24 protein-coding genes are annotated in these 24368 nt (G+C 65.8%); 9 read left to right on the top strand and 15 right to left on the bottom strand.

The window, feature by feature from the left end; translation table 11 throughout:
- Positions 1-6 precede the first annotated feature (6 nt).
- From AC3WUM_RS07905 to AC3WUM_RS07880, 6 genes are all read left to right on the top strand, one after another.
- Positions 7-1092 (top strand): ABC transporter permease, encoded by a 1086-nt coding sequence (locus AC3WUM_RS07905; RefSeq protein ID WP_492409668.1) that lies wholly within the window; start codon positions 7-9, stop codon positions 1090-1092.
- Entirely contained in the window at positions 1085-2005 is a 921-nt protein-coding gene (locus AC3WUM_RS07900; protein WP_492409667.1) for an ABC transporter permease, read from the top strand. The genes AC3WUM_RS07905 and AC3WUM_RS07900 overlap by 8 nt, the downstream gene beginning before the upstream one ends.
- Positions 2006-2015: 10 nt before the next feature.
- Positions 2016-3593 (top strand): ABC transporter ATP-binding protein, encoded by a 1578-nt coding sequence (locus AC3WUM_RS07895; protein ID WP_492409666.1) that lies wholly within the window; start codon positions 2016-2018, stop codon positions 3591-3593.
- 70 nt (positions 3594-3663) lie between these two features.
- Positions 3664-4347: a biuret amidohydrolase gene (biuH, locus tag AC3WUM_RS07890; RefSeq protein ID WP_492409665.1), complete on the top strand. Its 684-nt coding sequence runs from the start codon at positions 3664-3666 to the stop codon at positions 4345-4347.
- Between the two features lie 70 nt (positions 4348-4417).
- Positions 4418-4783, top strand: a complete 366-nt coding sequence (locus AC3WUM_RS07885) for a cupin domain-containing protein (protein ID WP_492409664.1) — start codon at positions 4418-4420, stop codon at positions 4781-4783.
- A 72-nt stretch (positions 4784-4855) separates the two neighbouring features.
- A complete protein-coding gene (locus AC3WUM_RS07880) occupies positions 4856-5518 on the top strand; it encodes a glutathione S-transferase family protein (RefSeq protein ID WP_492409663.1) in 663 nt (220 codons plus the stop codon).
- Between the two features lie 16 nt (positions 5519-5534).
- On the opposite strand, the gene AC3WUM_RS07875 is transcribed toward AC3WUM_RS07880, so the two are convergent.
- The 14 genes from AC3WUM_RS07875 to nadA form a co-directional block, all read right to left on the bottom strand.
- Positions 5535-6065 carry a C40 family peptidase gene (locus AC3WUM_RS07875; RefSeq protein WP_492409662.1) on the bottom strand — a complete coding sequence of 177 codons (531 nt, stop codon included), beginning with the start codon at positions 6063-6065 and terminating at the stop codon, positions 5535-5537.
- Between the two features lie 276 nt (positions 6066-6341).
- A complete protein-coding gene (locus tag AC3WUM_RS07870; RefSeq protein ID WP_492409661.1) occupies positions 6342-7277 on the bottom strand; it encodes an electron transfer flavoprotein subunit alpha/FixB family protein in 936 nt (311 codons plus the stop codon).
- 25 nt (positions 7278-7302) lie between these two features.
- On the bottom strand, positions 7303-8049 hold the full coding sequence (locus AC3WUM_RS07865; RefSeq protein WP_492409660.1) for an electron transfer flavoprotein subunit beta/FixA family protein: 747 nt from the start codon (positions 8047-8049) through the stop codon (positions 7303-7305).
- 133 nt (positions 8050-8182) lie between these two features.
- The gene (locus AC3WUM_RS07860; RefSeq protein ID WP_492409659.1) at positions 8183-9856 is read right to left on the bottom strand and encodes an electron transfer flavoprotein-ubiquinone oxidoreductase; all 1674 of its coding nucleotides are present in this window, start codon (positions 9854-9856) and stop codon (positions 8183-8185) included.
- Between the two features lie 179 nt (positions 9857-10035).
- A complete protein-coding gene (locus tag AC3WUM_RS07855) occupies positions 10036-10620 on the bottom strand; it encodes a phosphatidylglycerophosphatase A family protein (protein ID WP_492409658.1) in 585 nt (194 codons plus the stop codon).
- Positions 10617-11561, bottom strand: coding sequence for a thiamine-phosphate kinase (thiL, locus tag AC3WUM_RS07850; RefSeq protein WP_492409657.1), 945 nt, complete (start codon positions 11559-11561; stop codon positions 10617-10619). The genes AC3WUM_RS07855 and thiL overlap by 4 nt, the downstream gene beginning before the upstream one ends.
- A gap of 178 nt (positions 11562-11739) precedes the next feature.
- Positions 11740-12180: a transcription antitermination factor NusB gene (nusB, locus tag AC3WUM_RS07845; RefSeq protein WP_492409656.1), complete on the bottom strand. Its 441-nt coding sequence runs from the start codon at positions 12178-12180 to the stop codon at positions 11740-11742.
- Complete coding sequence (gene ribH / locus AC3WUM_RS07840; protein ID WP_492409655.1) at positions 12177-12674, bottom strand: 6,7-dimethyl-8-ribityllumazine synthase; 498 nt, start codon at positions 12672-12674, stop codon at positions 12177-12179. Before ribH ends, nusB begins: the two co-directional genes overlap by 4 nt.
- A complete protein-coding gene (gene ribBA, locus AC3WUM_RS07835) occupies positions 12674-13834 on the bottom strand; it encodes a bifunctional 3,4-dihydroxy-2-butanone-4-phosphate synthase/GTP cyclohydrolase II (protein ID WP_411888000.1) in 1161 nt (386 codons plus the stop codon). The genes ribH and ribBA overlap by 1 nt, the downstream gene beginning before the upstream one ends.
- Before the next feature lie 3 nt (positions 13835-13837).
- Positions 13838-14446, bottom strand: a complete 609-nt coding sequence (locus AC3WUM_RS07830; RefSeq protein ID WP_492409654.1) for a riboflavin synthase — start codon at positions 14444-14446, stop codon at positions 13838-13840.
- 5 nt (positions 14447-14451) lie between these two features.
- Positions 14452-15684, bottom strand: coding sequence for a bifunctional diaminohydroxyphosphoribosylaminopyrimidine deaminase/5-amino-6-(5-phosphoribosylamino)uracil reductase RibD (gene ribD / locus AC3WUM_RS07825; protein WP_492409653.1), 1233 nt, complete (start codon positions 15682-15684; stop codon positions 14452-14454).
- 31 nt (positions 15685-15715) lie between these two features.
- Positions 15716-16243 (bottom strand): transcriptional regulator NrdR, encoded by a 528-nt coding sequence (gene nrdR / locus AC3WUM_RS07820; protein ID WP_492409652.1) that lies wholly within the window; start codon positions 16241-16243, stop codon positions 15716-15718.
- Between the two features lie 12 nt (positions 16244-16255).
- On the bottom strand, positions 16256-17533 hold the full coding sequence (gene glyA / locus AC3WUM_RS07815) for a serine hydroxymethyltransferase (RefSeq protein WP_492409650.1): 1278 nt from the start codon (positions 17531-17533) through the stop codon (positions 16256-16258).
- Between the two features lie 152 nt (positions 17534-17685).
- Positions 17686-18783 carry a quinolinate synthase NadA gene (nadA, locus tag AC3WUM_RS07810; protein ID WP_492409649.1) on the bottom strand — a complete coding sequence of 366 codons (1098 nt, stop codon included), beginning with the start codon at positions 18781-18783 and terminating at the stop codon, positions 17686-17688.
- Positions 18784-19045: 262 nt separating this feature from the next.
- Between nadA and ahpC the strand changes: the two genes are divergently transcribed.
- The 3 genes from ahpC (at position 19046) to AC3WUM_RS07795 (ending at position 21686) form a co-directional block, all read left to right on the top strand.
- A complete protein-coding gene (gene ahpC / locus AC3WUM_RS07805) occupies positions 19046-19609 on the top strand; it encodes an alkyl hydroperoxide reductase subunit C (RefSeq protein WP_492409648.1) in 564 nt (187 codons plus the stop codon).
- Positions 19610-19807: 198 nt separating this feature from the next.
- On the top strand, positions 19808-21379 hold the full coding sequence (ahpF, locus tag AC3WUM_RS07800) for an alkyl hydroperoxide reductase subunit F (protein WP_492409647.1): 1572 nt from the start codon (positions 19808-19810) through the stop codon (positions 21377-21379).
- A gap of 103 nt (positions 21380-21482) precedes the next feature.
- Positions 21483-21686, top strand: a complete 204-nt coding sequence (locus AC3WUM_RS07795; protein ID WP_492409646.1) for a DUF3565 domain-containing protein — start codon at positions 21483-21485, stop codon at positions 21684-21686.
- 402 nt (positions 21687-22088) lie between these two features.
- Here the strand turns inward: AC3WUM_RS07795 and AC3WUM_RS07790 are convergent, their stop codons facing one another.
- Positions 22089-24188 (bottom strand): catalase, encoded by a 2100-nt coding sequence (locus AC3WUM_RS07790; RefSeq protein WP_492409645.1) that lies wholly within the window; start codon positions 24186-24188, stop codon positions 22089-22091.
- Positions 24189-24368: the final 180 nt, after the last annotated feature.

Here is a 24368-nt window from a genome sequence, read left to right as displayed (position 1 = left end):
GCTCCGATGCCCGCGCGGCAACTCACGCGCCGCCTCGCCGCGAGCGGCTTGGGCCTGCTGCCCACGCTGTTCGCGGTGCTGTCGGCGCTCACCCTGTTCGGGCTGTTCCTCGAATGGCGCGGCGTCTCCGCGATCGAGGCCCTGGGGCTCATGGTCAAGGGCGCGTTCGGCTCTTCGTTCGCGCTCGCCAACACCTTGCAGCGCGCCGCGCCGCTGATGCTCACGGCGCTGTGCGTGGTGCTGCCCGCGCGCGCGGGGCTGGTCATCATCGGCGCGGAAGGTGCGCTCGCCCTCGGCGGCCTGGCCGCGGGTTCGGTGGCGATCGCCGCGCCGGGCCTGGCGCCGCTGCCCGCGCTCGTGCTCATGACGCTGGCGAGCGCGCTGGTCGGCGGGCTGTGGATCGCCGCGAGCGCGCTGATGCGTCAGTGGCGCGGCGTCAACGAGACCATCGGCAGCCTGCTGATGTCCTACCTGGGCATCGCCGTCTTCAATCATCTGGTCGAAGGCCCGCTGCGCGATCCGGCCAGCCTCAACAAGCCCTCGACGCTGCCGCTGCCCGACGACTGGATGATCGGCCTGCTGCCGGGTCTCGACGCGCACTGGGGCTTCGCGGCCGGGCTGCTGTGCTGCCTGGTCGCCTGGATCGTGCTGCGCTGGACCGTCGCCGGCTTCGCCCTCAACGTGGTCGGCGGCAATGCGCAGGCCGCGCGGCTGGTGGGGCTGTCGGTCGACCGGCTCGTCATCGGCGCCTGCTTCGCGGGCGGCGCGGCGGCCGGGCTCGCCGGCATGTTCGAGGTCGCCGCCGTGCAGGGCAGCGCCAACGCCTCGCTGCTGTCGGGCTACGGTTATGCGGGCATTCTCGTCGCCTTCGCGGCGCGCCAGAACCCGCTCGCGGTCACCGTCTGCGCGGTGCTGGTCGGCGGCATCGGCGCCAGCGGCAGCCTGCTGCAGCGGCGGCTCGACCTGCCCGATGCGGCGACGCTGGTGCTGCAAGGCCTGATCTTCACCCAGCTGCTGGCCTGGGAGGCCCTCAACGGCCGCCTCGGCGGCTGGCAATTGCGCTTGAGAACTCTGGAGCCGGCCCATGGCTGACGGTGCACTGGCGACGCTGTCCATCGGCATGGTCGCCGGCGCGATCCGCGTCGGCACGCCCTACCTGTTCGTGAGCCTCGGCGAATGCCTGACCGAGAAAAGCGGGCGCGTGAACCTGGGCCTGGAAGGCGTGCTCGTGGCCGGGGCGATGTGCGGCTACGCGGGCTCGTACCTGAGCCAGTCGGCCTGGATCGGCGTCGGCCTCGCCGCGCTCGCGGGCCTGGCGCTCGGATGGCTGCACGGCCTGGTCTGCTCGCTGCCGCGCGTCAACGACATCGCCTTCGGCATCGCGCTGATGCTGCTCGGAACCGGCCTCGCCTTCTTCCTGGGCAAGCCCTACATCCAGCCGCAGGCGCCGCAGTTGCCGAGTCTGCCGCTCGGCGGCTGGATCGCCGATCCGCGCTGGCGCAGCGCGCTCGCGATCAACGCCCTGTTTCCGGTCGGCGTGCTGCTGGCCCTGCTGCTGCATTGGGGCCTGCGCAGCACCGGCCTGGGCCTGGCCTTGCGCCTGGTCGGCGATCACGAGGGCACCGCACGTGCGCTGGCGTATCCGGTGGCGCGCGTACGCACGCTCGCCACCGCCGCCGGCGGGGCTTTCGCGGGCGTCGGCGGGGCCTATCTGTCGCTGTGCTATCCGGGCTCCTGGAGCGAGGGACTGTCGAGCGGCCAGGGCATCATGGCGGTGGCGCTGGTGATCTTCGCGCGCTGGCGGCCGCTGGGCTGCCTGGCCGCGGCGATGCTGTTCGGTGCAGCCGGGGCGCTCGGCCCGGCGCTGCAGTCCATCGGCATCAGCTCCGGCTATCACCTGTTCAACGCGGCACCCTATGCGCTGACGCTGGGCATCATGATCGCGAGTTCGCGGCCGCGGCAGACGCTTGCGGGCACGCCCGGCGAGCTGTCGCTGACGCGATGAGGGCCGCTCCATGACCCGCACCCATTCGATACCTTCGTCGCCCGCGGCACCCCGGGCCATCGCGCTCGAAGTCGTCGGCGCGGGCAAGAGCTTCGGGGCGTTCCGCGCGCTCGACGAGGTCTCGCTCAAGCTCGCGCCCGGCAGCGTCCACGCGCTGCTCGGCGAGAACGGGGCCGGCAAGAGCACGCTCGTCAAGGGGCTCATCGGCTACCAGGTGCTCGACCAGGGGCAGATCCTGCTCGACGGCCGCGAGGTGGAGATCACCTCGCCGCGCGCCGCGCAGAAGCTCGGCATCGGCATGGTCTACCAGCATTTCACGGTGGCCCCGGGATTCAGCGTCGCCGAGAACCTGCTGCTCGCGCGCGGCGCCCTGCCCTGGCGCATTCCGTGGCGCTCGGTGCGCGGCGAACTCGAGGCCTTCATGCGGCAGGCGCCGTTCCGGCTGCCGCTCGACGCGCCGGTCGCCGGCCTCGGCGCCGGCGAAAAGCAGAAGCTCGAGATCCTCAAGCAGCTCTATCTCCGGCATCGCCTGCTGATCCTCGACGAGCCGACGTCGGTGCTGACGCCGCAGGAGGCCGACGAGGTGCTGGGCCTGCTGCGCGACATGGCCCATCGCGGCGAGATCAGCGTGCTCATGATCACCCACAAGTTCGGCGAAGTGCTGGCCTACGCCGACGAGGTCACGGTGTTGCGTCGCGGCCGACTGGTGGCGCGCTCGCAGGTCGCACAGACCTCGCAGGCGCAGATGGCGCGCTGGATCATGGGCCAGGCCGAAGACGCCACCGCGGCGGTGGAGCCGCAGACGCAGACGCGCCAGCTGCCACGCACGCCGCCGTCCGCAGTCACGCGCCTGACCATCGACCGGCTCTGCGTGCGCGACGATCGCGGCCTGCAGCGCGTGCACGACCTGTCGCTGAGCCTGCGCGGCGGCGAACTGGTGGGACTTGCGGGCATTTCGGGCAACGGGCAGAAAGAGCTCATCGAGGCGCTCAGCGGCCAGCGCGAAGTCGCCGCGGGCAGCATCGCCATCGATGGTGAGGCCTACCACGCCACGCGCGCGCAGATGCGCCGCCACCGCGTCTTCGCGCTGCCCGAAGAACCCTTGCACAAGGGCTGCGTCGGCAAGCTCAGCGTGGCCGACAACATCGCCCTGCGCAGCTTCGATCGCGCCCCGATCCGCCGCGCCGGCGGCCTGGTGAGTTTCGCGGCGATCCGCCGGCAGGCGCGCGAGCGCATCACCGCGTTCAACGTGCGGCCAGCCGACCCGGCGCGGCCGATCGCGACGCTGTCGGGCGGCAACGTGCAGCGCGCGGTGCTCGCGCGCGAGCTGTCCGAACCGGTCAATGTGCTGATCGTGGCCAACCCGGTGTTCGGCCTCGACTTCAAGGCGGTCGCCGACGTGCATGCGCGGCTGGTGGCCGCGCGCAATGCCGGCGCGGCCGTGCTGGTGGCCAGCGACGATCTCGACGAGCTGCTGCAGCTGGCCGACCGCCTGCTCGTCATCAGCGACGGCCGCATCGTCCACGAGGTGGACGCGGCGCAGGCCGATCGCAGCGTCATCGGCAGCCACATGGCGGCCGGGCATTGAGCCCAAGACAGACCGCAAGGGCGCAATCCTTGCGCAGCAATTCCATCCACCGCCACTTGCCGAGGCCCCCGTGACCGAAGTAACCATCGATGCCGAGCCCTACCGCTGGCCCTACAACGGCGACCTGCGCCCGCAGAACACCGCGCTGGTCATCATCGACATGCAGACCGATTTCTGCGGCGTCGGTGGCTACGTCGACAAGATGGGCTACGACCTTTCGCTCACGCGCGCGCCGATCGAGCCGATCAAGCGCGTGCTGACGCGCTTTCGCGAACTCGGCTTTCACGTCATCCACACGCGCGAAGGCCATCGGCCCGACCTGTCCGATCTGCCCGCGAACAAGCGCTGGCGCTCGCGGCAGATCGGCGCGGGCATCGGCGATCCGGGGCCTTGCGGACGCATCCTGGTTCGCGGCGAACCGGGCTGGGACATCATCGAAGAGCTCTATCCGCTGCCCGGCGAGCCGATCATCGACAAGCCCGGCAAGGGCAGCTTCTGCGCGACCGATCTCGAGCTGATGCTGCGCGTGAAGGGCATCGACAACATCGTGCTGACCGGCATCACCACCGACGTCTGCGTCCACACGACGATGCGCGAGGGCAACGATCGCGGCTTCGAATGCGTGCTGCTCGCGGACTGCTGCGGAGCCACCGATTACAACAATCACCTGGCGGCGCAGCAGATGATCAAGATGCAGGGCGGCGTGTTCGGCGCGGTGTCGAATTCGGAGGCCCTGCTCGCCGCGCTCGCGTGAGGCTGGCCATAGCGGCTCGGGTGTTGCATCGTTCCAGGCTGATTCTTCCCAAGCATCGGCACGGAGCGCGATGACTTCACCTGTTCCAGTGGTTCCGATCGTCCTCGACGGCTTGTTCGATGCATCCGCCAATCTGCCGGTGGACGGCTGGAAGCCGTTCCACGCCGGCATCGATTGCTATCCGATCTACGAGACACCGAACGGCGGGCCCGCCGCGATGCTGCTGCGCTATGCCCCTGGCGCGACCGCGCCTGTCCATCGCCACGAAGGCTACGAGCACATCTTCGTGCTCTCGGGCAGCCAGACCGACGAGCGCGGCCGGCATGAGGCCGGCAGCTTCATGGTGCAGCCCGCGGGCACCGACCACCACGTGCACAGCGAGGACGGCTGCGTGGTGCTCGCGATCTGGGAGCGGCGCGTGCGCTTTCTGCCCTAGCCAGGCTTCGGGTTTGCACCGGCTCCCGATCGCCGCATCATGCGGCGAGAAGAATCGAGAGAGGAGAAACCGATGGCATCGCTGACGCTCTACGCGCACCCGTTTTCGTCCTACTGCCAGAAAGCGCTGATCGCGCTCTACGAGAACGCCACGCCGTTCACGTTCAAGGAACTCGCGATCGGCGACCAGGCCGCGTCGGACGAACTCGGGCGCCTGTGGCCGATCAAGCGCTTTCCGGTGCTCGTCGACGGCGGCAAGGTGGTGCCCGAGGCCACCATCATCATCGAACGGCTCGATGCGCTGTATCCGGGCCCGGTGCGCTTCATTCCGGACGATGCGGAGGCCGCGCTCGACGTGCGCTTTCTGGATCGCTTCTTCGACCATTACATCCACACGCCCTCGCAGAAAATCGTGTTCGACGCGATTCGCGAGCCGGGCCGGCGCGATGCGCAGGGCGTCGAAGAGGCGCGTGCGCTGCTCGAGAAGTCCTATTCTTGGCTCGATGCGCACATGGCCGGCCGCGAGTGGGCTTCGGGCGACGGTTTCACGCTGGCCGACTGCGCGGCGGCTCCGTCATTGTTCTACGTCGACTGGGTGCACAAGATCGACGAGCGCTTCGCGAACGTGCTCGCCTACCGCAAGCGGCTCAACGCACGACCGTCGTTCGCGCGTGCGATCGACGAGGCGCGGCCGTATCGGCCGTATTTTCCGCTCGGGGCACCCGACCGCGACTAAAGGCGCGTGGCTGGGCTCAGATCAGCCGGCGAACCGAAACCAGCCGGCGATTCCAATCGTTGTTGAGCCGCGTGCGCGTCACCTGCTGCGCATTCGGCGAGGCATGCACGATTTCATTATTGCCCGCATACATCGCCACGTGCAGGCGATTGCGGTTCCAGCGGTAGAACAGCAGATCGCCCGGACGCAGGCTCGCGCGATCGACCTTCTCGCCGATCTTGGCGAGCTCGCGCGTGGTGCGCGGCAATTCGAGCCCGGCGACGCGGAAGGCCTTCTGCACGAGCGCGGAGCAATCGATGTCGTCGTCCGAATCACCGCCGAGACGATACGGCGTGCCGACGAGCGCGTCGGCCTTCGACAGCACCAGGCGCATCGCCACGCTGCTGGCGACGTCCTCGGCGACCTCCAACCTGACCGGCGGCTCATGTTCACCGCGAGCGGGGTTTTCGATCGGCCGGAATTCCAGCGATTCAGCGAGCTTGAGGCTCGCCCTGGTATCAATCGACTGCGCTTGCGATTCCAGCGACAGCAAGGCACAGCCGATCAAAAGCGTTGATCGGATCAGTGTCGAAAGCATTTTTTATTGGATTGGCGCTGAGCAATCACGCCCTCGCGCCCCAGTGTGAGCGGGCGAGAAGACATTCCTGAGAATGGCTCAGTCAAACACGCATGGAGCTTGATGCAAGCTCCGGACCGATCAAGGGAGAAATCGCAGCGATGAACGGCGGCTGACTTCATTCGGCCCGCATTTCGGCATCCATGCCAAGAAACACGAAAGCCGCACCGGCACTGGGCCGGTGCGGCTCGCGACTTCAGCAGTGCATTACACCTTGCTCTGCAGCTCCGGCACGACCTGGAACAGATCGCCGACGAGGCCGAAATCGGCCACTTCGAAGATCGGCGCTTCGGCGTCCTTGTTGATCGCCACGATCGTGCGCGCGTCCTTGATGCCGGCCAGATGCTGGATCGCGCCCGAGATACCGATGGCGAAATACAGTTCCGGCGCGATGATCTTGCCGGTCTGGCCGACCTGCAGATCGTTCGGCACGTAGCCCGAGTCGACGGCGGCGCGCGAAGCACCGACGGCCGCACCGATCTTGTCGGCGAAGTCGTAGATGACCTTGAAGTTGTCGCTGCTGCCGAGCGCGCGACCACCCGAAACCACCTTGTTGGCGGCCTGCAGGTCGGGGCGTTCGGACTTCTGCGCTTCGAGCTTCACAAAGCGCGTGTGCGTCGGCAGAGCGGCCGAGGTGCTGGCCGCTTCGACGGCGGCGCTGCCGCCGGCGCCGACGGCCGTGAACGAGGCCAGACGCACGGTGGCGACGATCGCCGGGGCAGCCGGAGCTTCCACGGTGACGATGGCGTTGCCCGCGTAGGTCGGACGATCGAAGCTGGTCGGGCTGTGCGCGACCATGATGTCCGAGATCTGCTGCACGCCGAGCTTGGCGGCCACGCGCGGGGCGGTGTCCTTGCCGAAGGCGGTGCCCGGGAACAGCACGTGGCTGTAGCCGGCCGCGAGTTCGACGATCTGCGGGGCATAGGTGGCGGCGAGGATGTCCTTGTTCTCGGCGCGCTCGACCTTCAGCACCTTGCTGACGCCGTCGAGCTTGGCGGCTTCGGCGGCCGGGCCGGCGACGTCGGCACCGAGCAGCGCCACAACCACTTCACCACCGATCTGCTTGGCGGCCGCCACGACCTTGGCGACGCCCGAGTTCAACTTACCGTCGGCGATTTCGCCGATGACCAGAATCTTGCTCATTAGTTTTATTTCCTAGAAGCAGGCCTTAGAGAAGGCCCTTGCCCTTGAGTGCGGACACCAGCTCGTCCACCGACTTCACCACGATGCCCTTGCTGCGCTTGGGCGGAGCGGCGGTCTTGGTGGCCTTCAGCGCGGCGGCCTTTTCGACGCCGAGGTCGGCGAAGCTGACCGTTTCGATCGGCTTCTTCTTGGCCTTCATGATGTCCGGCAGCTTCAGGTAGCGCGGCTCGTTGAGGCGCAGGTCGGTGGTGATGACCGCCGGCAGGTCCACTTCGAGCGTTTCGAGGCCGGCGTCGACTTCGCGCGTCACGGTGGCCTTGCCGGCTTCGAGTTCGACCTTGCTGGCGAACGTCGCCTGGGCGATGTCGAGCAGCGCGGCGACCATCTGGCCGGTCTGGTTGGCGTCGTCGTCGATGGCCTGCTTGCCGGCCAGGAACACGTCCGCACCTTCCTTCTTGAGCACCGCGGCGAACGCGCGGGCCGCCGACAGCGGCTGAACCTCGCCTTCTTCCTTGATGTGAATGGCGCGATCCGCGCCGAACGCCAGCGCCGAGCGCAGCGTTTCTTCGTTCTTGGCGCCGCCGATCGTCACCGCGACGATCTCGGTGATCTTGCCCTTCTCACGCAGACGAACCGCTTCTTCCATCGCGATTTCGTCGAACGGGTTCATCGAGTGCTTGACGCCATCCGTCACCACTCCGCTTCCATCCGACTTCACCTGCACGCGGACGTTGTAGTCCACCACTCGCTTCACGCTCACCAATGCTTTCATTCTGTCTCTCGCTCGGCTTCAAAGTTTCTGGGGTCAGACGCTCATCCATCCTCCGAGCGCCTTTCACCTTTCATTGCTGCAGTCCTCCCGGCAAGGCCGGGGGGATTAACCACTGATCTACGGCTGTGAAAACCTACATGTTGGCGTAATTCGGCCCGCCAGTACCTTCGGGCGCGACCCAGACGATGTTCTGGGCCGGGTCCTTGATGTCGCAAGTCTTGCAGTGCACGCAGTTCTGCGCATTGATCTGGAAGCGCTTGTCTCCCGTCGGAGCGGTCACCACCTCGTAGACGCCGGCCGGGCAGTAGCGCTGCGCGGGCTCGTCGTACTTGGGCAGGTTCTGCTCGATCGGAACCGACGGATCCTTGAGCTTGAGGTGGACCGGCTGGTCTTCCTCGTGGTTGGTGCTCGACAGGAACACCGACGACAGCTTGTCGAACGACAGTTTGCCGTCCGGCTTCGGGTAGATGATCTTCTCGGAATCCTTGGCGAGCTTGAGCGTCTCGTGATCCTTCTTGAGATCGCGGAAGTGCCAGGGCGCCTTGCCGCCGAAGATGTTCTGCTCGATCCAGTTGATGGTGCCGCCGATCAGCGCGCCGAACTTGTGAATCGCGGCGCCGAAGCTGCGGCTCTTGTAGAGCTCTTCGTAGAGCCAGCTGGCCTTGAACTTCTCCGGATAGTTGCTCAGCAGGTCGCCACCTTCCGAACCCGCCTGCAGCTTCTCGGCGATCGCCTCGGCCGCGAGCATGCCCGACTTCATCGCCGTATGGCTGCCCTTGATCTTGGCGAAGTTGAGCTTGCCGGCGTCGTCACCGATCAGCGCACCGCCCGGGAACACGAGCTTGGGCAGCGAGTTGAGGCCACCCTTGACGATCGCGCGCGCGCCGTACGAGAGGCGCTTGCCTCCTTCGAGGTACTTGGCGGCGACCGGGTGGTGCTTGAAGCGCTGGAACTCGTCGAACGGCGACAGGTACGGGTTGGTGTACGACAGGTCGACGATCAGGCCGACGACGACCTGGTTGTTCTCGAGGTGATACAGGAACGAACCGCCGGTGCTGTCGGTGCCAAACGTCTGCAGCGGCCAGCCGGCGCCGTGCACGACCAGGCCGAGCTCGTGCTTGGCGGGGTCGATTTCCCAGAGTTCCTTTAGACCAATGGCGTAGTGCTGCGGATCGGCTTCGCTGGCAAGCTGATACTTCTCGATCAGGCGCTTACCGAGATGACCGCGGCAACCTTCGGCGAACAGCGTGTACTTGGCGCGCAGCTCCATGCCGGGCGTGTAGACGCCTTCCTTGGGCTCGCCGTTGTGGCCGACGCCGAGATCGCCGATCTGCACGCCGCGAACGACGCCGTCTTCGATGATCACTTCCTGGGCCGCGAAGCCCGGATAGATCTCGACGCCGAGGCCTTCGGCCTGCGTGGCGAGCCAGCGGCAGAGATTGCCGAGCGAAATGACGTAGTTCCCATGGTTGTGCATGGGCGTCGGGATCATGAAGTCGAGGAAGCGGAACGACTTCTGCGGGCTATAGAAGAAATGCAGCTCGTCGCGCTTGACCGGCGCGTTGAGCGGAGCGCCGAGCTCCTTCCAGTTGGGGAACAGCTCGTCGAGCGCGCGCGGCTCGAACACCGCACCCGAGAGGATGTGAGCACCGACCTCGGAGCCCTTTTCGACGAGGCAGACGTTGATTTCCTGGCCATTTTTCTCGGCCAGCTGCTTCAGACGGATCGCCGCCGACAAGCCCGACGGACCACCGCCGACGATGACGACGTCGTACTCCATTACGTCCCGCTCAACGGGCTCTGACATTGCTTACTCCAAAAGGACTCGATATCTGGGACCGCCCCGATCGATACGCGGGACGCCTGGCGTAATCCGCAAGTCGTCCATTATCCCATCGCATTCAGGCCCAGGCCAAGGTCTTGCAGCGCCACTGATCATGGGCGCAGAAAACAGTATCCTATCGAAATCCGCATTCACCGCTTCGGCTAAAGCAGCGGAGCCCCGCGCAGCAGCCACAGTGCGCCCGTGCCGATCAGGGCCACGAACAGGCCGGCCAGCCCGTCGTCGAGCATCACCCCGAGTCCGCCGTGAACGTGGCGGTCGAACCAGGCGATCGGCCAGGGTTTGACGATGTCGAAGACCCGGAACAGCACAAACGCGATCGGCAGCCCGATCCAGACGCCCGGCGCCCAGAAGCCGAACCAGGCCACCAGCGGGGCCGCGGCGAGCAGGAAGCCGACGATCTCGTCGAATACGAAACCCGGGTAATCCTCGACCTGCAGCAACCGGCCGCTCTCTCCGCAGGCCCAGCAGCCGAGCACGAACAGGGCCAGGCACAGCGCCGCGTAGGCGTAGAACGGCAAGGCCGAGGCGAGCAGGAAGATCGGCACCGCGGCGAGCGTGCCCCAGGTTCCGGGCGCGTGGCGCGCGAGCCCGGAACCGAAGCCGAAGGCGATCAGGTGGACCGGCGTGCTCAGGATCAAGGCGGCGGGCGGGCGCGGAATGGCCTGCTGCTTGAGGCGCTGGCGATGGGCCGCGCCGTGCTTGTTCGGGTTCGTGGAGGCTTTCATGGGAAGTGACGATAGCCGGTCGATGTGAACGCCTGCGATCGACCGTCCGCGTCGACCAGGCGCAGGCCGGGTTCGGCCTCGATGCGGCCGATGCGGGTCAGCGCCAGCCGTTCGGCCGCTACGATGTGTTCGGGCGGCACGCAGACGCAGAGCTCGTAGTCGTCGCCGCCGCTCAATTGCAGTTCGTCGCGCAGCGCATCGGGGACCAGGTCGGCGAAGGCATCCGACATCGGCAGCGCCTGGGCATCGAGGCTCGCGCCGACGCCGCTGGCCGCGAGGATATGGCCGAGATCGCCGGCCAGGCCGTCGGACAGATCGATCGCCGCGCTCGCGATGCCGCGCAGGGCGAGCCCGAGCGCAAGCCGCGGCGTCGGCCGGTCCAGGCGCTGGCGCAACTGCTTTTCGCGCGCCGTGCGCACAGGCGATCCGCCCTGCCACTGCCGCAGCGCGAGCGCCGCGTCACCGAGCGTTCCGCTGACGAAGATCGCATCGCCGGGCCGAGCGCCGGAGCGGCGCAGCGCCTGCCCGGCCGGCACCGTGCCCATCGCGGTGATCGTCAGCGTCAGCGGGCCGCGCGTGGTATCGCCGCCGACCAGCGCCACATGGCTGGCTTGCGCGAGCTCGCGCAGGCCGCGCGTGAATTCGAGCAGCCAGGCTTCGTCCACTTCCGGCAGGCTGACGGCGAGCGTGAACCAGCGCGCCTGCGCCCCCATCGCCGCGAGATCGGACAGATTCACCGCGAGCGTTTTCCAGCCGATGTCGGCCGGCGCGGTCTCGAGCGGAAAATGCCGTCCCGCGATCAGCATGTCGCTCGTGACGACGAGTTCCTCGCCGGACGGCACGCTCAGCAGCGCGGCGTCGTCGCCGATGCCGAGCGCCACGTCCTCGCGCGGCGACGACAGCGTGGCGAAGTGGCGACGGATGAGGGTGAATTCGTCCATGTGTCCGCGTCGAAAGCACTGACCGGCTGGTCCCTCTCCCACTTGTGGGAGAGGGTGGCGCGCAGCGCCGGGAGAGGGACAGCTTGAAAAGGGCGCTCGCTAAATCGGGCCGACCCTCTCTCCCCTCGCTATCACGAGGGACTCTCTCCCGCAAGCGGGAGAGAGGAACATCAAAAACTTATGCGCCGATCTCCCGTCCGCGCGCGTCGCGCGCGAGCTTGTCGAGCACGCCGTTGACGAACTTGTAGCCCTCTTCGGCGCCGAACACCTTGGCGAGGTTGACCGACTCGTTGACCACGACCTTCCACGGCACTTCGATCTTGTGCGTGAGCTCGTAGGCGCCGAGCAGCAGCACCGCGTGTTCGACCGGGTCGAGCTGGCTCAGCGGGCGATCGATGTGCGGCACGATCGCCATCGTCAGCTCCGGCGCCTGGTCGACCACGCCCTTGAGCAGCTCGGTGAAGTACTCGCCGTCGGCGCGACCGAGCCCTTCGGGTTGTTCGCGGAACTGCTTGAGCAGCGAATCGGGCGGCGTCTCGTTGACGAGCCACTGGTACAAGGCCTGCACGGTCAGCCGGCGCGCGAGTCCGCGGCGGCTCTGGGGCAACTGGTCACTCAAGACACGCTCCTGATCAGGCGGATCATGTCGAGTACCGCCGCCGCGGCTTCATAACCCTTGTTCGTCTTGCCCGGGCCAGCGCGATCGTGCGCCTGCTGCGCGGTGTTGACCGTCAGCACGCCGAAACCCACCGGCTTGCCGTGCTTGAGCTGTACGTCCATGAGGCCGCGCGAACATTCGCCGGCGACGAAATCGAAATGCGGCGTATCGCCTCGAATGACCGCGCCGAGCACGACCACGCCGTCGTAGCCGCCGGCCAGGATGCGCTCGGCCGCGAGCGGCAATTCGTACGCGCCGGGCGCGCGGAATTCACGAATGTGCGCGGGCGCCACGCCCCAATCCTGCAGGCATTCGTAGGCGCCTTTGACGAGCGCGTCGACGACGTCGAGGTTCCATTGCGTGGCGAGGATGCCGACGCGCAGGTTCGATGCATCGAGCCCTTGCGGGCGTTCGGCGCTGTAGCCGGACTTGCCGGCGATTTGCGAAGTGCTCATCAGTCGCAGGCCACGTATTCGACGACTTCGAGGCCGAAGCCGGCGATGCCCTGCATGCGCTTGGGCGCGGACAGCACGCGCATCTTGCGCACGCCGACGTCGGACAGAATCTGCGCGCCGATGCCGTAGGTGCGCAGCACCTGCGGATCGTGCGGGCCGTGCTCAATGTCCGGGATCGCGTTCTTGTGCAGGCCGACGATCTGCTGGACGAGTTCGCGCGGCGATTCGGGACGGCGCAGCAGCACGAGCACGCCCTGCCCTTCGTCGGCGATGCGCTTGAGCGCGCGCTTGAGCGGCCAGGCGAAATGCTCGTGCTCGATGCCGAGCACGTCGGCCAAGGTATTGCGAATGTGCACACGCACGAGCGTCGGCGTCTGCGGCTTGATGTGGCCCTTCACCATCGCCAGGTGCACGGTGTTGTCGACCGTGTCCTGGAAGGTGACGAGACGGAAGTCGCCGAACTCGGTCTTCACCGTGGTTTCGGCGACGCGTTCGACGGTGTGCTCGTTGTCGAGGCGATAGCGGATCAGGTCGGCGATCGTGCCGATCTTGAGGTCGTGCTCGCGCGCGAACACTTCGAGATCCGGACGGCGCGCCATGCTGCCGTCCTCGTTGAGTACTTCGCAGATCACCGCGGCCGGTTCCAGGCCGGCCAGACGCGCGAGATCGCAACCGGCTTCGGTGTGGCCCGCACGTGCGAGCACGCCGCCGGGCTGCGCGGTCAGCGGAAAGATGTGGCCGGGCTGGACGAGGTCTTCGGGCTTGGCGTCGCGCTTCACCGCCGTGCGGATCGTGTGCGCGCGGTCGTAGGCCGAGATGCCCGTGGTCACGCCCTGCGCGGCTTCGATCGAGACCGTGAACGCGGTCGAGAACTGCGCCCCGTTGTCGGTGACCATCGGCGGCAGGCGCAACTGCTTGCAGCGCTGTTCGGACAGCGTCAGGCAGATCAGGCCGCGCGCGAAGCGGGCCATGAAGTTGATGTCCTCGGGCCGCACTTTCTCGGCGGCCATGACGATGTCGCCCTCGTTCTCGCGATCCTCGTCGTCCATCAGCACGACCATCTTGCCGGCCTTGAAGTCGGCGATGATCTCTTCGATGGAGTGCAGCCCGCGCTCGCGGATCGTTTCGTTCGCGGGGGGATTCTTGACAGCGGTACTCATGACTTACTTCTCCTCGCCCGCACGGAAGGACAGCAGGCGTTCCAGATATCGTGCAACCAGATCCACTTCGAGGTTCACCGCGTCGCCGGCGGCGAGCTCGCCGAGCGTGGTGTGGGTCAGGGTTTGGGGAATGATGTTAACCCCAAAGCGGCAGCCCTCGACCTCGTTCACGGTCAGGCTGACGCCGTCGATGGTGATCGAGCCCTTGCGCGCGATGTAGCGCGCGATGCCGGCAGGCGCCTCGAACGTCATCCGCCAGGAGCGCGCGTCCTCGTGCCGCTCGACCAGATGGCCGACACCGTCGACGTGGCCCGACACCATGTGGCCGCCGAGCGGCTTGTTCGCGGTGAGGGCCTTTTCGAGATTGATGCGCTGGCCCTGAACCCAGCGGCCAGCCGTGGTCGCGCCGAGCGTCTCGGCCGACAGATCGGCGTCGAAGCCCTGCGCGTAGAGCTTGATCGCGGTCAGGCAGACGCCGTTGCAGGCGATGCTGTCGCCAAGGCCGATACCGGCCAGATAGCCGTCGGACGATTCGAAGCGCATGCGGCGGTCGCCGCCGATGCTGTCGATCGCGCCGATGCGGCCCACGGATTCGACGATGCCGGTGAACATGGTTTTCAGCCCTCTTCGGGAACAGCGGTGATCTTGAGATCGGGTCCGATCTGCCGGACGTCGGTGTAACGCAGGCGCAGGCGCTGATCGAGCCGAGCCAAGCCCGGCAGCGCGGCGAGCCCGCGCGCCTCGCTGCCGAGCAGCGAAGGTGCGAGATAGATCAGCAGTTCATCGACGAGCTTCGCCTGTAGCAGCGCACCGGCGAGCTTGGGGCCGCATTCGACGAGCACTTCGTTGACGGCCGCGGTGCCGAGCGCGGCGAGCGCGGCGGGCAGGTCGATCTTGCCGCTGCTGTTGGCTGGAACCGTCAGCAGTTCGACGCCGTCCGGCACCGTCATGGGCTCCTGCGTCGAAACCCAGAAGCGGCGGGCGCCGGAGTTCCAGACCTTCGCGCTCGCCGACACGCGAGCCCGCGAATCGAGCACGATGCGATCGGGCTGGTGCAAGAAGAGCGTCCCCTCCCCCGCTTGCGGGAGAGGGTCCCCGCGCAGCCGGGGGGGGAGGGTCGGGTCGGAATGAGCGCTCAGCATCTCGGGCTGCCCCTCTCCCGGCACCTGCGGCGCCACCCTCTCCCGCGAGCGGGAGAGGGGAACAGCAGATGCGATCTCCCGCACCGTCAGCTGCGGATCATCCGCGAGCACGGTTTCCGAACTCGTCAGCACCGCGCCGGCTTCGGCGCGAAGGCGATGCACATCCGCACGCGCCTCGGCCGAGGTGATCCACTGCGACTCGCCGCTCGCCATCGCCGTACGGCCGTCGAGGCTCGCGCCGAGCTTGAGCGTGACGAACGGCCGGCCGCGCTCCATGCGCGAGACGAAGCCGCGATTGAGCTTCATCGCCGCGGTCTGCATGACGCCGGTTTCGACGACGATGCCCGCCGCGCGCAGCCGGTCGAGCCCGCGCCCGGAGACCAACGGATTCGGATCCTGCATCGCCACGACCACGCGCCGGATGCCGGCCGCGATCACCGCATCGGCGCAGGGCGGTGTGCGGCCGTGATGCGAACAGGGTTCGAGCGTGACGTAGAGATCGGCGCCGCGGGCGCGCTCGCCCGCCGCACGCAGCGCGAAAACTTCGGCATGCGCTTCGCCCGCGCGTTGATGCCAGCCTTCGCCGACGACTTCACCATCGGCCGTCACCACCACCGCGCCGACGCGCGGATTCGGGAACGTGCTGTACCGGCCGAGCGCTGCGAGTTGCAGGGCGCGGGCCAGGTGGGCGGGATCGAGGGCGTTCAAATTCGGAACTTCTGAGCGACGGCCGAGGGCGTCAGCTCTGGCGCTTGCGCGTCGTCTTGTCGGCGCTGTCGATCAGCGGCAGCTGCAGCTTGCGCTGCTCGGCCGTGGGCAACTTCTGCAGAGCCTCGATTTCCTCGCGGAAGGCGTTGACGTCCTCGAAGCTGCGATAGATCGAGGCGAAGCGCACGTAGGCCACGTGATCGAGATCGCGCAGCTCTTCCATCACCCACTCGCCGACCTGGCGCGAAGGCACTTCGCGCTCACCAGTCGCGCGCATCTTGCGCATGATGCTTTCGACCGCGTGATCGACCATTTCGGGCGACACCGGCCGCTTGTAGATCGCGTGCTCGATGCCCTGGCGCAGCTTGTCCTCGCGAAACGGCTCGGGGTCGCCGCTACGCTTGATGACGTTCGGCGTCGCGAGCTGCGCCTTCTCGAACGTCGTGAAGCGCCCGAAGCAGACCGGGCATTCGCGCCGCCGCCGCACCTGCGAGCCGTCCTCGGCCAGACGCGAGTCGATGACTCGCGTGTCGGCGGCTTTGCAGAAGGGGCATTGCACGCGAGTGCTCTATTACCCAGCTTTGCCATAGACGGGAAAGCGAGCACAGAGCGCCGACACTTCCTCGCGCACCTTGGCCGCCGCGGCTTCGGTGTCTCCACCGGCCGACAGCGTGTCGACCAGATCGGCGATCCAGTTCGCGACCTGCTTCATCTCGGCTTCCTTGAAACCGCGCGTCGTGCTCGCCGGCGAACCCAGGCGCAGGCCGCTCGTCACGAACGGCGACTTCGGGTCGTTCGGCACCGAGTTCTTGTTGACCGTGATGTGCGCCTTGCCGAGCAAGGCCTCGGCGTCCTTGCCCGTCACGTTCTTGGCGATCAGGTCGAGCAGGAACAGGTGGTTGTCGGTTCCGCCCGACACCACCTTGTAGCCGCGCTCGAGCAGCACGCCCGCCATCGCGCGCGCGTTGGCGATGACCTGCTTCTGGTAGACCTTGAAGCTCGGATCGAGCGCTTCCTTGAACGCCACGGCCTTGGCCGCGATCACGTGCATCAGCGGGCCGCCCTGGATGCCCGGAAACACCGCGCTCTGGAACTTCTTGTTGAAGTCCTCGGGCTGGCCCTTGGTCAGGATGATGCCGCCGCGCGGACCGCGCAGGGTCTTGTGCGTGGTGCTCGTGACGACGTGCGCGTACGGCAGCGGGCTCGGGTATTCACCCGCCGCGACGAGGCCGGCGATGTGCGCCATGTCGACCCAGAACCAGGCGCCGACCTTGTCGGCGATCTCGCGCATGCGCTTCCAGTCCTTCACTCGCGAATACGCCGAGAACCCGCCGATCAGCATCTTCGGTTTGGTTTCGAGCGCGATGCGCTCCATTTCGTCGTAGTTGATCAGGCCGGTCTCGGTGTCGAGGCCGTACGGCACGATCTTGTACTGCTTGCCCGAGAAGTTCGCCGGGTTGCCGTGCGTCAGGTGACCGCCCTGGGCGAGGTTCATGCCCATGACGGTGTCGCCCGGGTTCACGAGGGCGAGGAAGATGGCAGCGTTGGCCTGCGCGCCCGAGTGCGGCTGCACGTTGGCGTAGTCGCAGTCGAAGACCTGCTTGAGGCGGTCGATGGCGAGCTGTTCGGCGACGTCGACGTGCTCGCAACCGCCGTAGTAGCGCTTGCCCGGATAACCTTCGGCGTACTTGTTGGTGAGCTGCGAGCCCTGCGCTTCCATCACCGCAGGGGACGCATAGTTCTCCGAAGCGATCAGCTCGATGTGGTGTTCCTGACGTTGGGCCTCCGCGCCGATGACGGCGGCGAGTTCAGGGTCGTACTGGGTCAGGCTGGGGGCTTTGGTCCACATGGGTTCAAGCGATCTCGGGGCTAGGTGGTACTCCCCTCTCCCGCGTGAGCGGGAGAGGGTTGGGGATGAGGGAACACCTTTTGCAAACGGCGCACCCTCACCCGGCGCTACGCACCCCCTCTCCCACTCACGTGGGAGAGGGGAACAGCACATCAATCCACGACTTCCAGCATCAGATTCAGCGCCTTACGCGCCGGATCGGCCACGTCTTCGCGCACGCGGATGCGGTTGACGACGTTGCCGGAGACGATGTTGTCGAGCACCCAGGCCAGGTGCTGCGGGTCGGTGCGGAACATGGTCGAGCACATGCAGACGGTCGGGCTCATGAACTGCACGCTCACGCCCTTGGGCTTCATCTCGTCGGCCAGGCGGTTGACGAGGTTCAGCTCGGTGCCGACCAGCCACTGCGTACCGGGCTCGGAGGCCCGCACCGTGCGCAGGATGTACTCGGTGCTGCCGACGAAATCGCTCTTCTGGCAGACCTCGTAGGCGTTCTCGGGGTGGCTGATGACCAGGCCGTTCGGCGTGTTCTTGCGGAAGTTGTCGATGTGCGCGGGCTGGAACATCTGGTGCACGGAGCAGAAGCCCTTCCAGAGGATCATCTTGGCGTTCCTGATCTGCTCGTCCGTGAGGCCGCCGCGCGGCTTCATGAAGTCCCAGGTCACCATCTGCTCGAGCGGAATGCCCATCTTGAGCCCGGTGTTGCGGCCCAGGTGCTGGTCCGGGAAGAACAGGATCTTCTCGCGGCGCGCAAAGCTCCATTCGAGCACCGCACGCGCGTTCGAGCTCGTGCAGACGATGCCGCCGTGGCTGCCGCAGAAGGCCTTCAGGTCGGCCGCCGAGTTGATGTACGTGACCGGCGTGACGTGCTCGTCCGGGTCGAGCAGCTGGGAAATCTCCTCCCAGCACTTCCTGACCTTGACGAGATTGGCCATGTCGGCCATCGAACAGCCCGCCGCGAGGTCGGGCAGGATCACGTTGCGCTGGCCGAAGGTCAGGATATCGGCGACCTCGGCCATGAAGTGCACGCCGCAGAAGACGATGAACTCCGCATCGGAGTCAGCCGCCAGCTGCGAGAGCTTGAGCGAATCGCCGGTGAAATCGGCGTGCTTGAAGACCTCATTGCGCTGGTAGTGATGCCCCAGGATCGCGAGGCGCTTGCCGAGAATGGCCTTGGCGGCGGCGATGCGGGCATCGCATTCGCTGTCGTCCATCAGGCTGAAATGGTCGATTTTCAGTGCAGCGGACATCTCCGCACTCCCCGGGTTTGGATGCCCGGTCTTGAGAAGGGGGCGCGATTTTAGCTTATGGGGCGCGCGAACGGGCTCTTTTTTGACCGTTCGATGAAGGGTTCTTGTGATCGGCCCGTTCGTCCCCAAGGGCAATTGAGCAGGCCAGCTAACGATAGCCTCGCCCAATCGATTAGTGAAAAAATTACAACTTTCATCAATGATCGACGAGCGTTAGTCTTGCTTTCGCGATGCACCAACCACCAACAGAGGACGTTACGACATGTCGCTGATCAACACTCCCATCCCCTCCTTCAGGACTCAGGCGTTCCACAACGGCAAGTTCGTCGAAGTGAGCAGCGAGAGCGTCAAGGGCAAGTGGTCGGTCTTCATCTTCATGCCGGCAGCTTTCACCTTCAACTGCCCGACCGAAGTCGAAGACGCCGCCGATAACTACGCCGAATTCCAGAAGCTCGGCGCCGAGGTCTATATCGTCACCACCGACACCCACTTCTCGCACAAGGTCTGGCACGAGACCTCGCCGGCCGTCGGCAAGGCCAAGTTCCCGCTCGTCGGCGACCCGACGCATGTGCTGACGCGCGGCTTCGGCGTGCACATCGAAGAAGAAGGCCTCGCCCTGCGCGGCACCTTCATCGTCAACCCGGACGGCGTGATCAAGACGCTCGAAATCCACAGCAACGAAATCGCCCGCGACGTGTCGGAAACCCTGCGCAAGCTCAAGGCAGCGCAGTACACCGCCGCCAATCCGGGCCAGGTCTGCCCGGCCAAGTGGAAGGAAGGCGCCAAGACCATCGCACCGTCGCTGGACCTGGTCGGCAAGATCTGAAGCGGTTGCCGTAGAGCTGTCCTCTCTCCCGCGTGCGGGAGAGAGTCCCTCGCGCAGCGAGGGGAGAGAGGGGCTTTCGGAAAAGTGCACGCACTTTCCACCCCCCCTCTCCCGGTCCTTCGGACCACCCTCTCCCGCATGCGGGAGAGGGATTTCCAAGATTCAACATTTCTGCATCAACTTTTAAAGAGGTCTCCCATGTTGGACGCCAATCTGAAGACCCAGCTGCAGGGTCATTTCGAAAAACTCACGGAAACGGTCGAGATCGTTGCCTCCGTCGATGGCGGCGACAAATCGCGCGAAATGCTCGAGCTTCTGCACGATCTGCAAGACCTCTCCCCCAAATTCAAGCTCAGCGAGAGCAGCGACGACGCGCACCGCAAGCCGTCGTTCTCGCTGGGTCGTCCGGGCGGCGGCATCGACATCCGCTTCTCGGGCATCCCGATGGGCCACGAGTTCACCTCGCTCGTGCTCGCCCTGCTGCAGGTCGGCGGTGTCGCGCCCAAGCTCGATGCCGATCTGATCGAGCAGGTGAAGAACGTCGAGGGCGAGTTCCGCTTCGAGACCTTCATCTCGCTGTCCTGCCACAACTGCCCGGAAGTCGTGCAGGCGCTCAATGTGATGGCGCTGCTGAATCCGAACATCCACGTCGAGATGATCGACGGCGGCGTGTTCCAGGAAGAGGTCGAGAAGCGCGGCATCATGACCGTGCCGTGCACGCTGCTGAACGGCCAGAGCTTCGCGAGCGGCCGCATGGGCGTGGAAGACATTCTCGCCAAGATCGACACCGGCGCCACGGCGCGTGAAGCGGCCAAGCTCAACGAAAAGGAACCCTACGACGTGCTGATCGTCGGTGGTGGCCCGGCCGGTGCTTCGGCGGCGATCTACGCGGCGCGCAAGGGCATCCGCACCGGCGTCGTCGCCGAGCGTTTCGGCGGCCAGGTGCAGGACACCATGGGCATCGAAAACTTCATCTCGGTGAAGGAAACCCAGGGCCCGAAGCTCGCGGCCGAACTCGAAGCGCACGTCGACAGCTACGGCGTCGACGTGATGAACCTGCAGCGCGCCAAGAGCCTCGTGCGCGGTGATGAACTGGTCGAGATCCAGCTCGAAAGCGGCGCGGCGCTCAAGGCCAAGGCGGTGGTGATTTCCACCGGCGCCCGCTGGCGCGAAATGAACGTGCCGGGCGAGAAGGAATATCGCAACAAGGGCGTGGCCTACTGCCCGCACTGCGATGGACCGCTGTTCAAGGGCAAGCGCGTGGCGGTGATCGGCGGCGGCAACTCGGGCGTCGAAGCGGCGATCGACCTTGCCGGGCTCGTCGAGCACGTGACCCTGATCGAGTTCGACAGCCAGCTGCGGGCAGACGCGGTACTGCAGCGCAAGCTGCACAGCCTGCCGAACGTCGGCGTGATCGTGAGTGCGCAGACTACCGAGGTGACCGGCGACGGTTCCAAGGTCAACGGCCTGAACTACAAGGACCGCATCAGCGGCGAAGCCAAGCGCATCGAGCTCGAAGGCATCTTCGTGCAGATCGGCTTGGTGCCGAACACCGAGTGGCTCAAGGGCACGCTGGAGCTCACGAATCGCGGTGAGATCGTCATCGACGCCAAGGGCCAGACCTCGATCCCAGGCGTATTCGCGGCCGGCGACGTCACCACGGTGCCGTACAAGCAGATCGTGATCGCGATGGGCGAAGGCTCCAAGGCGGCGCTGTCGGCCTTCGACTACCTGATCCGCCTGCCCGTGCCGGTCGCCAAGGCCGCCTGACCGACCTGATCGGCTGCAAGTAGTGACCAGCGGTCGTCGGCCTACCCGGCGACCGCTTTTTTGTGCGCGCAACGGCAAGGCGCAGCCCTGAAACCGGAAAAGCATGAAGCGAAGCATCGTGGGTTATCGGCAGGACGACGAGCGGCATTGGGTCGCACTGCTCGAGTGCGGCCATGGCCAGCATGTCCGCCACGATCCGCCATGGATCAACCGCCCATGGGTGACAACGCAGGCTGGCCGCCGATCCAAGCTCGGCGAATCGCTCGACTGCGTGCTGTGCGAGCAGCCAGCGTCGCAGACACGATGACGGGAACCGTGGAATAGCGGGCAAAAAGAAGCCCCCGAGTAGGGGGCCAAGGTGCGAGAAGGGCGCGTGGCCCTTCTGGAGGAGACTGGTTACGAATCGGAGCCTGGAAGGATGCTCGAACGATTCATGTTGCGGTGCAGTATAGAGAAACTTACTGAAAGGTAAATAGTCCGAAAGGCGTAGTTTTTACAAAAGGCTGACTCGAAAGATAATTTTGCGTTTGCCCTGGTTCATCGCAGCTGACACAATCCGCCCAGCTGATCGCGGGTATAGGCATTACTGCTGAATCCCGCCTTAAAGAACTTCCGCTATGACGGAAGCAAGGTGCGGGGGAGAACACGGGCCCGATGACAAGTGATGTCGTCGGGCCTTGGCGTTTCTGCACCCGCGAATGTCCGCTTCTCAGGCCAAACTCCGGATCTTGGGCTCCCGCTCGAAATGGCGGACCGCGGCGGCCTGGATGAAGGCCTCGCCGAGATCGGTCACGCCGTCGTCGGTTTCCACTCCGGCCTTGTCGAGCAGGGGCTGGGCCTCGTCGCTCGCACCGATCGCCTTGCAGTGCCCAAAGGCGTCCATGACGAACTGCACCGCCGCCGCCTCCTTGATGAGCGCCTCGCAGCCTTTCGCCGACAAGGCGATGGCCACCGCGTCGAAGATCACCGCCGGCGAACCCGCGAGTTGCCCGTCGGCCTTGAGCGTCTGCCCATCCGCGGTTTTGATCGAGCCCACCTTCGGCGCAACGATCATCACATGCGCCCCGGCCCGCTCGGCGGCGGACTTCAGCCCGGAGACCACGGCCGCGTCGCTGCCATCGGCGACGAGAATGCCGATCACCGAGCCTTGGAGTTTCTGCTTGCTGCGCGGCCCATTGATGATGCGCAGCGCTGGCGACAACGGCATGTCGATGACGGGAGCCTTCGCCGGATTCGGCTTGGGCAGGCGCATGCCGATTCCATCCGCGATGCGTGCCGCCAGGTCGCCATCGACATTGAGCAGATTGCCGAGCACGCGCGAGCGAATGTGCTCGTGGCTGACCTTGGAGAGTTCGAACACCACCGCGCTCGCCAGATGCGCCTGCTCGGCAGCGTCGAGAGAGCGGTAGAACAGACGTGCCTGGCTATAGTGATCGGCAAAGCTTTCGGGCCGGATACGCAGCTTGTCGCCTTCTTCGCGCGTGGCGACGCTCGTGAAGCCGGTGGTCGGGCATTCGCGCGGGCCCGTTACCTCGCCTGCTTCGGAGAGGCTGTTGGGCTCGTAGTTCGCACGGCCTTTCGGAATCTGCATCTGCATCATGCCGTCACGCTGGAAGTTCGCGAACGGACACTTGGGCGCATTGATCGGCAGCTGATTGAAATTGGCGCTGCCGAGCCGGCTTTTCTGGGTATCGAGATAGCTGAAAAGCCGGCCTTGCAGCAAGGGATCGTTGGTGAAATCGATGCCCGGCACGACGTTGGCCGGGCAGAACGCCACCTGCTCGGTTTCGGCGAAGAAGTTGTCGACATTGCGATCGAGCACGAGGCGCCCGACGATCTTCACGGGCAGCACTTCTTCGGGAATGATCTTGGTGGCGTCGAGCACGTCGTAAGGCTGCTGGGCCGCGAAGTCTTCATCAAAGAGTTGCAGTCCGAGTTCCCACTCGGGGAAATCGCCGCGATCGATGCGGGTGAACAGATCTCGCCGCTGGAAATCGGGATCGGCGCCCGCGATCTTCAATGTCTCGTCCCAGATCGTCGAAGCGAGGCCCGCCTTGGGCTTCCAGTGGAATTTCACGAACGTGGACTTGCCGCTGTTGTCGACGAAGCGAAACGTGTGAACGCCGAAGCCTTCCATCGTCGCGAACGAACGCGGCAGCGTTCGATCCGACATCGCCCACATGATCATGTGCGTGGATTCGGGCATCAGGCCGATGAAATCCCAGAACGTGTCATGCGCGGTGGCCGCTTGCGGGTAGCCACGATCGGCCTCCATTTTCGCAGCGTGGACCAGATCGGGAAACTTCATCGCATCCTGGATGAAGAACACTGGAATATTGTTACCGACCAGGTCCCAGTTGCCCTCCTTGGTATAGAACTTCACCGCGAAGCCCCGAACATCGCGCGGCGTGTCGATCGACCCAGCGCCACCCGCAACGGTCGAGAAGCGCACGAACACCGGCGTCTTCTCTCCCTTGCGCTGGAACAGGTCTGCGCACGTGATGTCGCCGAGCGATTCGGTGAGTTCGAAGTAGCCATGCGCGGCCGAGCCACGCGCATGCACGATGCGCTCGGGAATACGCTCGTGATCGAAGTGAAAAATCTTCTCGCGCAGAACGAAATCTTCGAGCAAAACCGGGCCGCGCTCGCCAGCCTTGAGTTGATTCTGGTTGTCCGCGATTCGAACGCCCTGGTTGGTCGTCAGATGATCTTCACCCGCATGTGAAGCTTTGGCCGGAATGTGCTGATGCAGTTCGTCACCACTGCCTGTCGTGGCCGCGTAGGTGGGCTTGGATGCGGGCTTCGCCATATGACTCTCCGTGTCGTGTTCTGTGGTATTGGCGAGCCGCGGCTCGATTCGCTTCGAGCCACTCTGCCTTGCATCATCAGTGATGACACAGGCGCAATGATCTGCGCCTGAACTCGGGCGATGACGCGAAAGTGGCTTGTCGCTCGATATCCACCAGCATTTCAAAAGAACGGCCTGAGT

The organism is Hydrocarboniphaga sp. FW305-C-57 (genome assembly GCF_058783045.1).
Note: the sequence above shows the minus strand (reverse complement) of the source record. Positions and strands in the feature narration are given on the sequence as shown.

Bases quoted from the DNA above. Each gene is read 5' to 3' on its own strand.
- thiL (WP_492409657.1), bottom strand. From the start codon at position 11,561: ATGGACGAATTCACCCTCATCCGTCGCCACTTCGCCACGCTGTCGTCG.
- glyA (WP_492409650.1), bottom strand. From the start codon at position 17,533: ATGTGGACCAAAGCCCCCAGCCTGACCCAGTACGACCCTGAACTCGCC.
- AC3WUM_RS07865 (WP_492409660.1), bottom strand. From the start codon at position 8,049: ATGAAAGCATTGGTGAGCGTGAAGCGAGTGGTGGACTACAACGTCCGC.
- ahpF (WP_492409647.1), top strand. From the start codon at position 19,808: ATGTTGGACGCCAATCTGAAGACCCAGCTGCAGGGTCATTTCGAAAAA.
- AC3WUM_RS07830 (WP_492409654.1), bottom strand. From the start codon at position 14,446: ATGTTCACCGGCATCGTCGAATCCGTGGGCCGCATCGGCGCGATCGAC.
- AC3WUM_RS07880 (WP_492409663.1), top strand. From the start codon at position 4,856: ATGGCATCGCTGACGCTCTACGCGCACCCGTTTTCGTCCTACTGCCAG.
- AC3WUM_RS07855 (WP_492409658.1), bottom strand. From the start codon at position 10,620: ATGAAAGCCTCCACGAACCCGAACAAGCACGGCGCGGCCCATCGCCAG.
- ribBA (WP_411888000.1), bottom strand. From the start codon at position 13,834: ATGAGTACCGCTGTCAAGAATCCCCCCGCGAACGAAACGATCCGCGAG.
- AC3WUM_RS07905 (WP_492409668.1), top strand. From the start codon at position 7: ATGCCCGCGCGGCAACTCACGCGCCGCCTCGCCGCGAGCGGCTTGGGC.
- AC3WUM_RS07870 (WP_492409661.1), bottom strand. From the start codon at position 7,277: ATGAGCAAGATTCTGGTCATCGGCGAAATCGCCGACGGTAAGTTGAAC.
- nadA (WP_492409649.1), bottom strand. From the start codon at position 18,783: ATGTCCGCTGCACTGAAAATCGACCATTTCAGCCTGATGGACGACAGC.
- ribH (WP_492409655.1), bottom strand. From the start codon at position 12,674: ATGAGCACTTCGCAAATCGCCGGCAAGTCCGGCTACAGCGCCGAACGC.
- AC3WUM_RS07885 (WP_492409664.1), top strand. From the start codon at position 4,418: ATGACTTCACCTGTTCCAGTGGTTCCGATCGTCCTCGACGGCTTGTTC.
- AC3WUM_RS07900 (WP_492409667.1), top strand. From the start codon at position 1,085: ATGGCTGACGGTGCACTGGCGACGCTGTCCATCGGCATGGTCGCCGGC.
- AC3WUM_RS07795 (WP_492409646.1), top strand. From the start codon at position 21,483: ATGAAGCGAAGCATCGTGGGTTATCGGCAGGACGACGAGCGGCATTGG.
- AC3WUM_RS07895 (WP_492409666.1), top strand. From the start codon at position 2,016: ATGACCCGCACCCATTCGATACCTTCGTCGCCCGCGGCACCCCGGGCC.
- ahpC (WP_492409648.1), top strand. From the start codon at position 19,046: ATGTCGCTGATCAACACTCCCATCCCCTCCTTCAGGACTCAGGCGTTC.
- AC3WUM_RS07790 (WP_492409645.1), bottom strand. From the start codon at position 24,188: ATGGCGAAGCCCGCATCCAAGCCCACCTACGCGGCCACGACAGGCAGT.
- AC3WUM_RS07860 (WP_492409659.1), bottom strand. From the start codon at position 9,856: ATGTCAGAGCCCGTTGAGCGGGACGTAATGGAGTACGACGTCGTCATC.